This window comes from Pseudoalteromonas sp. SG43-4 (assembly GCF_014164325.1).
In the GTDB taxonomy this organism is placed as follows: domain Bacteria; phylum Pseudomonadota; class Gammaproteobacteria; order Enterobacterales; family Alteromonadaceae; genus Pseudoalteromonas; species Pseudoalteromonas distincta.
The window spans coordinates 13,580-27,148 of record NZ_JACJFB010000005.1 but is presented as its reverse complement, the minus strand read 5'-3'; the positions used below and the strand labels follow the sequence as shown (position 1 = coordinate 27,148).

Here is a 13,569-nt window from a genome sequence, read left to right as displayed (position 1 = left end):
TTACAAATGCCGATACATAAATAAGTGAAAATGCTTGGCATTAATATTGCTTTGTTCTTATAAAAGTATAAAAGCTTAATTAATTTTTTGTATTAGCTTTCACATAATTTTATCGTTTTAAATTTTAGGATTTTCCCATGGCTCATGTCTCAGTAAAAAAATACAGTCAAGTTCGTGCCAGTAGTATTGCCGAAATGGCCCCTTACGAACAAATAAACCTTATATTCAGTAATATCATCGGTCGCTTAGCAGCAACAAAAGGGTTTATTGAGCGCAAAGAAATAGCAAAAAAAGGGGAAAACATTTCAGCATGTATTTTGCTATTTGGTGCACTGCAAGATGCACTTAATTTAGAAGTAGAACAAGACCCTAGTATTTCTAATAATTTATTGGCGCTTTACGATTACTGCCAGCGCCGTTTAACGCAAGCGAACATAAACAACGATATTGAAGCAATTGTGGAAGTATCAAGTATTGTTAAAGAAATTAAAGAAGGCTGGGATAATATTCCGCTAGATCAACGAAGCCCTGCGGTTTAATTTCAATTATGGACTCGCCAACATTTTCAGAGCCATTAACTAACTACTCTGAGCTCATACAAACGTTGCTTAGTAATATTGAAGTGTTAGTAAATGATGATAACGCAGACGAAGCTCAGCCTCTTTTAGACACTTTAAATGTTAAACTAAAGCAATGGTGCGAAAGCAGCGACGGCCCAAGCGCAAAACAATTAGAATTAATTCAGCTTCGTATAAATACTATTTTAGTAAAAGCGAATAGTGCAAAAAACGAATCATCAAAAGCTATTATTAAACATAAAAAATCAGGTAAGGCGATTAAAGCTTATAAAGCAAGTCGCTAAAATCTACTTAAATAGAAAGCACAAAAAAACCGTTTTAAATAACGGTTTTTTTGTGCTTTCTTAATTTAGTTATTAATTTAATATTATATTTATCTACTAAGAGTTATCTCGTACTACGCCTGGCATATTCTCTAATTGAGCTTGAACATAACTGCTGGTGTTATTAAGGCTCGCTACTAATAAATCCATCGCATTATATTGAGCGTATAACCGAGAAGATAACGACTCCATTTTACTAGCAAGGCTCACGCGCTGATCATCTAAATCATCAAGTTGGTTCGTTTTACTGTCTATTCGGTTTTGGATAATACCATCGGAATCCGTATAAAAGCTCAACTTTTCATCAAAGGACTTTGCAAACCCACCATTATCATCGCCTTCATTACCCACGAAAAACTGCTGTACTAAATCAACATCTGCATCTATTTTGTCATCCAATGTTTCACTATTTAGTGTTAAAACACCGTAGCGGTCTGTTTCAACACCTAACTGCGAAAGTGATAACGAGTTCCCGTCACCTAAATCAATAGGATTTGTTATTTCGCTACGAAGCTTTGACATAACGCCTCGAAGTAATGAATCCCCAGCCATAACCCCAACGCCATCTTCGCTTGATGCACCTAGGTTCTTGCTTAGTTCTAATAGCTCATTATAACTTTCGATAAAGCTATTTAAACCAGCTTTGATATTATTATTATTCTCTTTAACCGATATATCACTCAAATCGTCATCTGTGTCGTGTGACTTTTTAGCTGTTATTGTAATACCGTCAATTACTCCGGCAAATTCATTAGATGAGCTACTCACTGTAAGTGAACCATCAATGGTAATAGATGCATCTGTTGCCTCTATTATTTCATCAATATTCTTAACACCATTTAAATCAAAAGCTAATCGCGAAAGTCCATTTAAATCGGTGTTGTCTCCGTCAATATCAGCAACTTCAATATTAATGATGTTATCAACACCACTATTTTTAGCTGAAAAAACCAAATGCTGTCCATCATCGTCAGTAATAATAGTTGCGTTAATACTGTCGTTATCGTTGCTATCATTTATCGCATCACGAATTTCGCTAAGAGTTGCTGTGCCAGACACAAGTATCTCAAAGCTGTTATCGCCAGAGGCCAAGGTAATAGTTCCCTCACCTACAGCAGCTTCAGAATCAAAAGCTTTTGATAAAATTTTATGTTCCGAAGCTAAGTTATTTACCTTTACTGAGTATCCTCCAGGTTGGGCTTCTCCATCAGCACTTATCGATATAAAATCATCGCTGCCTGATGTGCTCCGCTGTTGGAACTTATCGCTATCACCTAATATTTGCATTGAAGTTTGTACTTTTTCAAGCGCTGACTTGAGTGCACCAACAGCTGAAATATCTGTAGTTAAATTACCTTCTCGAGTATTTAAACGAGATTCCGCAGGAGCTTTTTCAGCATTAACGAGTGCATCAACAATATCTGACACAGCTAAACCAGAGCCTAAGCCATTGAACGATATAGACATACTTCACCTCTTTAAATACTTAAAAATACACTAACTTGATATTGGTAATGCAAACTACCGACTAAACTGTTTGGTCGATTAAAATACCAGCAGATTCAGACAATTTAGACACCAAACTTAATACTTCCTCAGAAGGATATTGCTTAATTACTTCACCACTGTTTTTATCGAGCACTTTAATGACATCGCGGCCTGAATCTTCATCAACTTTAAATTGTAAGCTGCGATTCATTTCACCCATAAAGTCCTGCAATTGTTGCGCCATTTGTTCTAGCTGTTCGCGCTCTAAGGGCTGATCTTTTTCATCTTGATTGTTATTTTTGTATTGGTTTTGCTGTAGCTTTTGTTGATTGAGCACTTCCGTTTGCTTTACATCATCAACTGCTCGCTCAGTTAAAGAACGAGCAGCTTGTCCTGTTTGCTTATCATCACCAGCAATGGGAGTCGGTAATGTTGTAATTTCTGCGTTTGAAGTAATTGTATTCATAACAGATTCCTATTTGTACTTAATTAAACCAACAATAGCTTAGTTTATATTCTTAAACCACAAAAGGAGGTAGCTAAAGCCACCTCCTTTTTTAATACTAATACTGACTTTATGCATTAGTTAGCTAACCATTAAGCTATTGCCTTTAACCTATTAAGCTAAGTGCTGCTTGTGGTAACTGGTTTGCTTGCGCCAGGATTGATGTTCCAGCCTGTTGCAATATTTGATTTTTCGTCATTTGCGCTGTTTCTGCCGCAAAATCAGTATCTTGAATGCGACCACGTGATGCAGATACATTTTCTTGAACATTTGCTAAATTACTAATTGTTTGGCTAAAGCGGTTTTGTACCGCACCTAAGTTAGCTCGTTGTGAATCTATTTGCGATAGTGCACCATCAATTACAGCTAAAGCATTTTGCGAACCATCTTGAGTTTTAATATCTACATCTGAAACTTTAGATAGTGCTGCTACACCACCAGCACCAGCATCAGCAGGCGTAGCCGCAACAACATTAAAGTTACTATCAGATGAAAGTTTAATGCTTCCCGCAACAGTTGTGCTATCCGCAGCAGCTAACTGACCATCAAGTGAAATTGGAGTACCCTGCGTCGTTCCGTCTTGAGCAATACCTGCTACGGTCATATCCGCAGTCGCTGCTGTAAAGTCTGCAATTTCAATATCTTTACCGCTTTCGTCTGTCAGTATTAATCGACCATCTTTACTCTCTGCGGTTACACCTGTGTTACTTGTCTCTTCATTGATAGCTGTTGCTAAATCAGTTAAATCATCGGTGCCCGAAACAGAAGCTGATATTTGAACAGAGTTAAGGCTAAAACTTACTGAGTCGCCTGCTGTTAACTTAATTTCAGCTTGCGTTCTAGCGTCAGCTGTAACGCCTGTTGTACCTGACAGCTCATTAATACCTGCAGCAATTGTTTCCGCTGAATTACCAGCACTAGGTGCTGTAGTAAGCGCTGTGCCATCGATACTTAAAGCTCCACCGGCTACCCCATTAGTTGATGCCGTTGCTGTATCTGCTGCAGTGCTCGCTCTACCAAGACCTAAGGCACTACCAGCGGCACCTGCTAGTACTTTATCGAAAGAGCCTATACTATTAGCTGAGATATCTTTTAAAGTAACACCGATTGTTTCATTTGCATTAGAACCAACTTGGAAAGACTTAGTCCCGAATGAACCATCTAGTAACTGCTGACCACCGAAAGACGTTGTTTCTGCAATACGTGTTAGTTCTGTATTTAGCTGTACTACTTCTTTTTGTAAAGCATCGCGGTCTTTGTCTGAGTTAGAGCCATTAGCAGATTGCAGTGCTAATTCACGCATTCTTTGTAAGATGTCGGTAGAAGCTTGCATAGCACCTTCTGCAGTTTGCGCCATTGAAATACCATCATTAGCGTTACGCTGTGCAACACCCAAACCATTAATTTGAGATGTTAAACGGTTTGATATTTGCAGGCCTGCTGCATCATCTTTTGCGCTATTAATACGCATACCCGATGATAAACGCTCCATTGAGGTAGCTAAATTTGAACCTGAAGCTGAAAGGTTACGTTGAGCGTTTAATGAAGATACATTTGTATTTACTGATATAGCCATGATAAGACTCCTGATTACTTTCGTAATATTGCTGTTTTGATTTAACCAAGAGCTGCCATAAATACATGTTCAGCTCCGTACTGATTAAGTTAACGGCAGGAGGTAAATTATCTTTAGAAGTATTTTAGAAATAAACTGGTTTATTCGTTAAAAAAAAGCTAACCGACTGTTTTAAAAGATTAGTTATTTTAAATGAGTTTAAAATACAATTTACATATTATGCTTTTAGTTGATTTTAACAACCCAAAAATAAAAAACGCACTTAATAAAGTGCGTTTATATATTTAGTCACTAGTTGAACTAATAATTAACCGCCTAATAAGCTAATTGCCGCTTGCGGTATTTGGTTTGCTTGCGAGAGTATTGAAGTGCCCGCTTGTTGTAATATTTGGTTTTTAGTCATTTGTGCGGTTTCAGTTGCAAAATCTGTATCTTGAATACGACTACGCGATGCCGACACATTTTCTTGAACATTGGCTAAATTACTAATTGTCTGGCTGAAGCGATTTTGTACCGCACCTAAATTTGCTCGTTGCGAATCTATTTGTGATAGCGCGCCATCTATAACAGCTAAAGCGCTTTGCGAGCCGTCTTGGGTTTTAATATCAATATCAGAAACTTTTGTTAAAGCAGAAACACCACCAGCGCCAAAGTCCGCCGCTGTGGCAGCAACAACACTAAAGCTATTATCAGATGAAAGTTTAATACTACCAGCTATAGTTGTACTATCTGCTGCAGTCCCCTGACCGTCAAGTGAAATTGGAGCGGCCTGCGTTGTTCCATCTTGGGCTATTCCAGCGACAGTCATGTCAGCCGTAGCTGCTGTAAAGTCTGCAATTTCGATATCTTTACCGCTTTCGTCTGTCAGTATTAATCTGCCATCTTTACTTTCTGCGGTTACACCTGTATTACTTGTCTCTTCATTAATTGCTGTTGCTAAATCAGTTAAATCATCGGTACCCGAAACAGAAGCTGATATTTGAACAGAGTTGAGAGTAAAGCTGACAGAGTCGCCAGCTGTTAGCTTAATTTCAGCTTGTGTCCTAGCATCGGCTGTAACACCTGTGGTCCCTGATAACTCGTTTATTGTTTCTGCAATTGCGCTTGCTTCACTACCAGCAGCAGGGTTCGCTGCTAATTGAGTTCCATTGACTGTTAAAGCACCAGTACCAACAAATCCATTGTTAGATGCTGCACCATCGTTAGCCGCCGCACTAGCCCTACCCAAACCAGCTGTACCAACTAACACTTTATCAAATGATCCTATACTATCTGCAGAAACATTTTTAAGTGTTAGCCCTATAATTTCGTTTGCATTAGCTCCGACTTGAAAAGATTTCGTGCCGAAATCGCCATTTAATAATTGCTGACCACCAAATTGGGTTGTTTCTGCGATCCTTGTAAGTTCTGACTTGAGTTGAACGACTTCTTTTTGAAGAGCATCACGATCTTTATCTGAGTTTGAACCATTTGCAGACTGCAAGGAAAGCTCTCGCATTCTTTGTAAAATATTAGTAGATGCCTGCATAGCACCTTCGGCTGTTTGCGCCATTGAAATACCATCATTAGCATTTCGCTGAGCAACGGCTAGGCCATTAATTTGCGATGTTAATCTGTTTGAAATTTGTAGACCTGCGGCATCATCTTTTGCGCTATTGATACGCATACCTGATGATAAACGCTCCATCGAAGTTGCTAAGCCTTCACCTGATTTATTGAGGTTACGTTGTGCGTTTAGTGACGACACATTAGTATTTACTGTTAATGCCATTTTACCATCTCCTAGGTTTAAACAGAGTGTGGTTCAACACGATTTAACAGGAACCACTGTTCGATAATTTCTTACAATAAGAAAAGCATTTACTGTGCCAACTTTAATTTATTTTTAAGATACTGTTTTTATTGATAAATATGACGCTTATTAAATTGTAAATAAAAAGTGAAGTGGTTTAGAAGGGAGTGACATTTTTTTGCCGCGGTTTTGTAGCCAATTTTTGCCGCAAAGTATTGCCGCTTTAAAGTAGGTAAAGCGGCAAGGTAATTCTGCTTATAATCTGCTTATAAGTAGTCGAATAATGAAAGGTTAGTTAAACGGCCAAAAGTAGCTTGCGATGCTTGCAGTGCCGTTTCTTGTTTAGTTAGTTCGCTAATAGCTTCTGCCATATCAACTTCAACTAAGTTAGAGCGATTACTTTTATTTTGAATGTCGAGTGCTAAGTTTGAATCACTTACTCTTTCAAGTGCATTCATACGCCCACCTAAACTTGCTTGGGTAAACACGACTTGCTCACTGGCGTTTTGTAATTGCACTAAGCCATCAGCAAGTACTTGCTGAAAGTCATCACCTTCAAGTGTGCCATCGTTAAGGCCGGTAATAAGTGCTTGTAGTGTATTGAGTACGTTTTCTTTGCCTGGTTTTTCAAGGCTAAAATCGAGTTGACCTGGTGCTGTGCCTTCAAATTCAATTTTCATACCTGCAAAATCGATAGGCTCATCAGTAACTTCACCTGTTACTGCGGGGGTTAATGCTGCGCCGTCTCGGTATATTTCGTAGGTTTGTGGATCTGTTGCTGTAGCACCTGGGCTTACTAATACACTATATGTATTTGCAGTTGCTAGAGCTGTTGGGTCTGCGTTGTAATTTGCTTGATGAAACTTGTCAAACTCAGCTTGGCCGTCAACATATACACTTGCCGCTGTAATAGAGCCTGAAACACTTGCCGTGTTAGATTCTACATTTAATCGCGCGTTAGTTTTTTCAAACGTATCAAAGCCGTTATCACTCGCTTTAATTGATACCCCTTCAGCTATAGTTATTTGGTGCTGGCCTTGGTCGCCATTATAGGTGTACTCACCCGCTGCAGAATCAAACTGATATGGCTGCGTGCTGTCTTGGTATCCTGAAAATATGAACTTTCCGTCTTCTGAGCGGGTGTTCATTAAGTTAGCTAACGTTTGCTGAATGCCACTAAGTTCTGATGCAAACGTCTTTAAATCATCTTTAGTATATGCACCATTACCTGCTTGAATAGTGAGCTCTTGCGCTTGTTGAATATTACTATTTATGCTTTGTAATACGCTTTCTTCTGTTTCTAGGCGGCCATTTAGCTGATCGATATTTTTAGTATATTGCTCATTCGTTTGTATTTTATTTGAATAGAGCATAGCTTGCGAAATAGCAGCTGGTGCTTCTGAGGTGGTTAAATACTTTTCACCTGTTGTTACTCGCTCTTGAGCATTTGCAACACCTTGTTGGTTGTCGAGTATTTTATTTATGTTGTTTTGGTACATTAAATTATTTGATAAACGCATAATTACCTCGCCGCATTTAATAAGGTGTCAAAAATTTCTTGAGCTGCTGCTAAAACTTGTGCTGATGCTGAATATGATTGTTGAAAACGCAGTAAATTTGCGGCCTCTTCATCAAGGTTTACACCCGATAGTGATTCATACCATGCCTCAGATTGCTGTGCTAGAGCGTCAAATGCAGCCCCACTTGTGATTGCTTGGCCAGTTATAACACCTATATCACTCACTAATCCTGAATAAGCTTGGTTGAACGTTTTATGGTTATCGGCCGTTGCTGTTGTTTCTACGTTTAAGCGTACTAACTCGCCATTTTGTAAATCAGCTAATTTTAAACCATTACGGTTATCATCAAAGCCGCCTTCGTTAAACTCAAGTGTAAAGGTGTCGCCTGTTGCTGGTGTACCTTCTATATCAAAATCGAATCCGTAGGTATCAAATGGAGCGCCCGCTTGCGATAACATTCCTTTTGCAGGAGGCGTAATAGTAAAAGTATTCGTTCCGCTATTATCCGTAATTTGATATTCGTTAGCATTATCTGTTTTAACAAGCGTTATTTCGCCATTCGTTAAGCCTGGCGCTGAAGTAAAGCCACCGGAGGTAACACTTGTTACTTCTCCCGCTGAAATAGTAGCGGTGCCTATATTATTTAAATCGTTAGCAGTACGGATTGGCGATGCTAGTGCTAAATCTTCTGCGCGCCCTGTTGCAAGTGTAATACTTGAAGCAGCATCTGAATTAAGCTTTATTTGAAATTGATCACCCTCAACACCTGCCCCAGATACATTTACTTGAAGACCAAATGATTCGCCTGAGGTTATAGTCGATGAATCAATAACACCTGTCGATATATCAGCAAGTGAAGGCTGCCCCAGCGGATCCCCTTTGTTATCTATAGGCTGAATACTTACTTCGTTGGCATTGCCTGTATAGGTAATAATAAAGTCACTAGCAGGAAGTTCACTGCCTTTACCTGGCTCTACCGTTGCAGTCATACCAGCAGTGCCCGTGTTAGCTTGATACGCATAAGCGCCAACGGTAGGAATATTAAAAATATTACCCCCTAGCTGACCTGTTGCATCCATACCCAATTTGTTTTGTTCGTTAAATGCATCAGCTATCGCTAAGCCCATTTGGCCAATTTGGTTTTGCGCAGGGACTAATATGTCATCTCTAAAAGCAAGTAAACCGCCAATTTTGCCTTTAAGCTTGCTTACATCAACTTCAAGCGGCACAGCTTTGCCACCATTAACGTCAAGCGTGAATTCTTTAAAGTTAGGATCAGGATCCCCTGTCATCGAAAATAAGTTAAATGCGCCATTTTGCATAACAACCGCTTCGCCTGTGCCCATAAAAACGAGTTTTTCGCCATTTGGACCATCAAGCGTTTCTATGTCTATTAGCTCTGACAAGTCGCGTATTGCTTTATCGCGTTCGTTATAGGTAGAGCTGGCATCTGCGGCGTTATTAGTGCCATTAACTGCTGCAATATTTTGATTTAGCGTACTAATACTTTGAATGAGTGAGTTTGCTTCATCTGAAAATATTTCGAGCTGCTCGTTTACTATACTTTTTTGATCAAGCACGATGCCCGAAAGCCTATCCATTTGATCAATTAAACTTTGCGCATCTGTCATTACTAATGAGCGAGCAACAGTAGACGAAGGCTGATTTAACGCCTCTTGCACGTTATTAAATAAAGAGTTAATACCAGTCGAAAGGTTGTTCGACTCTTCAGAGAAAATAGTATCAACCCGATTAGCCTCAGTAATAAACTGATCGAAAAACGATTTATTAGAGGTGTCACGATTTAGCTGTGACTGAGCAAACTCGTTTAATAATCGGTATGTTTCGCCTCGCCCCACTTGGTTATCAACCATAGTGGTAAACTCTGTACGCTCACGCACATAGCCTTCTGTATTTACATTGGCGATATTTTTACTTGTCGTTTGCAGTAGCTCCGAGCTTGCTCTAACCCCAGAACTGGCAATGTTCAATAAATTAAACGACATGTTACTCTACTCCTTGGCGGATCACGTTTGCCGCAATGTCTTTTAGCTGACTGCTATTGAGCACTTTTTTTATTTTGCTGGCATAATTTGGATCGGTTGCATAACCTGCTTTTTGTAATGAATCTAAAAAGTCATTTGGTTTTGCTGTATTTTGTAATGCTTCTTTGTAGCGTGGGTTTTGCGTTAAAAAATCAACGAAGTCGTTCACGCTATCTTTAACTGAATCGTAGGCTCTAAAGCTGGCTTGTTTTTTAACGGGTGTGCCTTGTTCAAACTCAAGCGTTACTTTGCTTGCTTTATCACCTTCCCAGCTTTTATCTGACTTAATATTAAATAAGTTATTTGAGCTGCCACCGTCATTTTTATTAATAATGTGCTTACCCCAACCGGTTTCAAGTGCCGCTTGTGCAACCATTACCGCAGGATTTAAACCAATTTTTTGCGCTGCCGTTTTAGCGTGTTCCCACACTGAACTTACAAACTCTTCTGCATTTTTAAATGTTGGGCTATCGGTTTTAGTCTCTGCAGTATCGACTTTAGGCTCAGCAATATCGGCTTTAGTGTTATTAACGATAAGATCGGATTGCTTATTTTTTTGCTCATGAGGAAGAGCGGAACCGACTTGCGTATCGCTAAAAATATCGTTGGTTGTTCTAAGCACCGAGCCTGGCATAAAGTTTTTAGACTCAGGCGATAACTGCTGAACTATTAAATCGGCAAGGCCTAACGAGCCATTTGATGAAAGCTCTGTTGAAAGTTGCTGATCGTGCATTTCTTCAAAAAACTTTACGCCACTTGAATTAAATGGGCTGTCTTTGTCTTCAAATGCTTCGTTAGCTTTGCGCATTCCTTTGAGCAACATTTGCGTAAAAATAGCTTCAAATTGTGCGGCCGCTTTTTTGAGCGCAGCTTTAGAGGCATCAGTTGATGCATCGCCGCTCGTTAAGGCTTCTTTACGAAGTGAATCTAAGTTGCCTAAATCAAAAAAGTTTTGTTTATCGAGGTGATTAGTTTCCATCGGCTTTTTGACACAAAATGAATAATACAGTTAAAAATGCAAAAATTGAGCCACTACAGATAAAACAAGGAAGATAAAAATAATAAACTTAAGTTGCTGTAAATAAAAAGCCCTAATTTCAAAAATATAGGGCTTAAGTAATACGTTATTTATTGGCTTGAGTTATTTATATAACAACTAACTGTCCGTTAATTGCGCCGGCTTCTTTTAGTGCTTCTAAAATAGCCATTAAGTCACCAGGCGCTGCGCCTACTTCGTTAATTGCGCGAACTAAATCGTCAAGGCTTACACCTGGATTAAATACAAAGGCGCGCGAGTCATCTTGATTTACATCAATAATGCTCTGCTGCGTAACAACTGTATCACCGTTTGCTAGCGGGTTTGGTTGTGACACGTTTTGTTGTTCTGCAATTGTTACTGTTAAGCCACCGTGAGTTATAGCCGCAGGCTGAAGCTTAACGTTTTTACCAATCACAATTGTACCTGTGCGCGAGTTAACTATAATTTTAGCGGCCATGTCAGCTGGTTTAAATTCTAAGTTTTCGAGTGTTGATAAGTACGATACACGCTGGGATGCATCGCGTGGTGCTATAACACGAATAGAAACAGAATCTATTGCTTGTGCGCTATTTGGGCCAACTAAGTCATTAATTGTTTTTTCTAGGCGTTTTGCCGTTGTAAAGTCTGGGCGGTTTAAATTAAAAGTAATGTAATCGCCTTGCATAAACGGGCTTTCTACTGTGCGTTCAACTGTTGCACCATTTGGTATACGACCAACTGTAGGGGTGTTAATTACAACTCTACTGCCATCAAGACCTTGTGCACCTAAGCCACCAACAATTAAACTACCTTGTGCAATTGCATACACGTTACCGTCTACACCCTTTAAAAAAGTTTGTAGTAAAGTACCACCACGTAAGCTGCCTGCACTACCAATAGAAGAAACCGTTATATCTATTGTTTGCCCGGGTTTTCTAAATGCAGGTAATTCTGCATGTACAGCAACAGCGGCAACATTTTTAATTTTAGGACTTTGAGTTGAAGGTAGCGTAATACCAAAGCTGTTTAACATGCCTCTAAAACTTTGTTGTGTGTATGAGTTTTGCTCGCCAGTGCCTGGCAAACCAACTACTAAGCCATAACCGACTAATTGGTTAGAGCGTACGCCTTCAACCATAGACACATCTTTTATGCGCTCAGCACTGGCAGTAAACTGCCAACCTAATAACACAACTAAACATAAAGCTTTAAGGCTATTCATGTTGTTACCCTCTAAAATGGAAACAGCGAACTGCTAAAGAAACGTGTAAGCCAACCAGGACTTTGCGCCTCTTGCGTTTGCCCTTTACCTGAGTATTGAATACGTGCATTAGCAATACGATTTGATTCAACCGTATTATCGGCGCTTACGTCTTGAGGGCGTACTAGCCCTTCTAAACGAATAAACTCTTCGCCGGTATTAAGCGTTAGCCATTTTTCGCCGCGTATAACTAAATTACCGTTAGGTAAAACGCGCATTACATTAACCGAAATATCGCCCACTAAGCTGTTTGACTGGTTTGATTTTGAATCACCCGTAAACGACGAATCACTACCAATACCAAACTGGATACTATCGCCACCTATATTTACAGGTAGACCACCTAAGCCAATCACTGGGTCTAAGCTTGCGTCAGTTTCTTTGTCTGTTTCTGTTTTAGCGGCTTTTGTTGCTTGAGTAGACTCTTGCAATTTAACCGTAATTATATCGCCAGTACGTAGCGCTTTTTTATCGGAATATAAGTCGTTTGATGTATGAGTATTAAACAGTGAACCTGTGGCTACCAGCGGCTCTAAGATAGGCTCGGGGTACATAGGTGCGTAGTAAGGGTCGTCCTGCACTACCTCACTATTTTGCGTAGACATACAGCCACTTAAAAATAATGTGCCCGCTGCAAATAAAATAATATTACGCATAATTCCCCCTATTCTATTAAAGCTGTTGATTGATATAACTCATCATTTCGTCAACGGCCGAAATTACTTTTGAGTTCATTTCGTAAATACGCTGAGTTTCTATTAGGTTTACCAGCTCTTCAGTCACATTTACGTTTGAAGTTTCGAGTGAGCCTTGAATAATACTACCTAACCCTTCAACACCAGGATTACCTTGTACAGGCGCACCACTTACAGCCGTTTCGGTATAAAGGTTTTGACCAATTGGCTCAAGACCCGATGGATTAATAAAGTCACTAATAGTTAGCTGACCAATTACAACGTTATCGGCTTGGCCTGCAACACGTACAGATACTTCGCCGTCTTGCGAAACCGTAATTGATTGCGCGTCATCTGGTACATTCATTTCTGGCTGAATAACGTAACCTGCGCCCGATGTCACAATTCGTCCATCGCCATCGGTAGTAAACTGACCATTGCGCGAGTAAGCAATATTGCCATCTGGTTGCAGTACTTCAAAAAAACCTTCGCCAGAAATCATCCAATCTAGTGAGTTTTCGGTGGTCAACATGTTGCCTTGCGTAAACTCTTTTTGGTTAGCTACAACTTTAGCACCCGCACCTAACATTAAGCCCGACGGCATTTCGGTATCTTGCGATGAACGACCACCTGGTTGATTAATATTTTGATAAAGTAAATCTTCAAATATAGCGCGGCTTTTTTTGTAACCTACGGTACTGGCATTCGCTAAATTATTTGAGATAACCGATATATCGGTTTGTTGAGCGTCTAGCCCCGTTTTACTGATCCACAATGCTGGATTCATAA

12 protein-coding genes and 1 pseudogene are annotated in these 13,569 nt (G+C 39.7%); 2 read left to right on the top strand and 11 right to left on the bottom strand.

The window, feature by feature from the left end; all coding sequences use genetic code 11:
* Positions 1-137 precede the first annotated feature (137 nt).
* Both fliS and H5160_RS06395 read left to right on the top strand, forming a co-directional pair.
* Positions 138-539: a flagellar export chaperone FliS gene (gene fliS, locus H5160_RS06400; RefSeq protein ID WP_182737100.1), complete on the top strand. Its 402-nt coding sequence runs from the start codon at positions 138-140 to the stop codon at positions 537-539.
* 8 nt (positions 540-547) lie between these two features.
* A complete protein-coding gene (locus H5160_RS06395; protein ID WP_182737099.1) occupies positions 548-862 on the top strand; it encodes a hypothetical protein in 315 nt (104 codons plus the stop codon).
* 96 nt (positions 863-958) lie between these two features.
* Here the strand turns inward: H5160_RS06395 and fliD are convergent, their stop codons facing one another.
* The 11 genes and pseudogenes from fliD to flgG all read right to left on the bottom strand — a co-directional run bounded on the left by fliD (position 959) and on the right by flgG (position 13,567).
* Positions 959-2,368 carry a flagellar filament capping protein FliD gene (gene fliD, locus H5160_RS06390; RefSeq protein WP_182737098.1) on the bottom strand — a complete coding sequence of 470 codons (1,410 nt, stop codon included), beginning with the start codon at positions 2,366-2,368 and terminating at the stop codon, positions 959-961.
* A 61-nt stretch (positions 2,369-2,429) separates the two neighbouring features.
* The gene (locus tag H5160_RS06385) at positions 2,430-2,855 is read right to left on the bottom strand and encodes a flagellar protein FlaG (protein WP_182737097.1); all 426 of its coding nucleotides are present in this window, start codon (positions 2,853-2,855) and stop codon (positions 2,430-2,432) included.
* A 145-nt stretch (positions 2,856-3,000) separates the two neighbouring features.
* Positions 3,001-4,470 carry a flagellin gene (locus H5160_RS20585; protein WP_182737096.1) on the bottom strand — a complete coding sequence of 490 codons (1,470 nt, stop codon included), beginning with the start codon at positions 4,468-4,470 and terminating at the stop codon, positions 3,001-3,003.
* Positions 4,471-4,777: 307 nt separating this feature from the next.
* Positions 4,778-5,278: a flagellin gene (locus H5160_RS20655; RefSeq protein WP_404936230.1), complete on the bottom strand. Its 501-nt coding sequence runs from the start codon at positions 5,276-5,278 to the stop codon at positions 4,778-4,780.
* Between the two features lie 66 nt (positions 5,279-5,344).
* Positions 5,345-6,241, bottom strand: a pseudogene (locus H5160_RS20650) (flagellin hook IN motif-containing protein); the annotation flags it as partial.
* A gap of 287 nt (positions 6,242-6,528) precedes the next feature.
* Positions 6,529-7,782 (bottom strand): flagellar hook-associated protein FlgL, encoded by a 1,254-nt coding sequence (flgL, locus tag H5160_RS06370; RefSeq protein ID WP_182737093.1) that lies wholly within the window; start codon positions 7,780-7,782, stop codon positions 6,529-6,531.
* Between the two features lie 2 nt (positions 7,783-7,784).
* Complete coding sequence (gene flgK / locus H5160_RS06365; protein ID WP_182737092.1) at positions 7,785-9,788, bottom strand: flagellar hook-associated protein FlgK; 2,004 nt, start codon at positions 9,786-9,788, stop codon at positions 7,785-7,787.
* Position 9,789: 1 nt separating this feature from the next.
* Positions 9,790-10,806, bottom strand: a complete 1,017-nt coding sequence (gene flgJ / locus H5160_RS06360) for a flagellar assembly peptidoglycan hydrolase FlgJ (RefSeq protein ID WP_182695487.1) — start codon at positions 10,804-10,806, stop codon at positions 9,790-9,792.
* Between the two features lie 166 nt (positions 10,807-10,972).
* Positions 10,973-12,067, bottom strand: coding sequence for a flagellar basal body P-ring protein FlgI (locus tag H5160_RS06355; protein WP_182732721.1), 1,095 nt, complete (start codon positions 12,065-12,067; stop codon positions 10,973-10,975).
* Positions 12,068-12,078: 11 nt separating this feature from the next.
* Positions 12,079-12,762: a flagellar basal body L-ring protein FlgH gene (gene flgH / locus H5160_RS06350; protein ID WP_002959418.1), complete on the bottom strand. Its 684-nt coding sequence runs from the start codon at positions 12,760-12,762 to the stop codon at positions 12,079-12,081.
* Positions 12,763-12,778: 16 nt separating this feature from the next.
* Positions 12,779-13,567 (bottom strand): flagellar basal-body rod protein FlgG, encoded by a 789-nt coding sequence (gene flgG / locus H5160_RS06345; RefSeq protein ID WP_002959420.1) that lies wholly within the window; start codon positions 13,565-13,567, stop codon positions 12,779-12,781.
* Positions 13,568-13,569 lie beyond the last annotated feature (2 nt).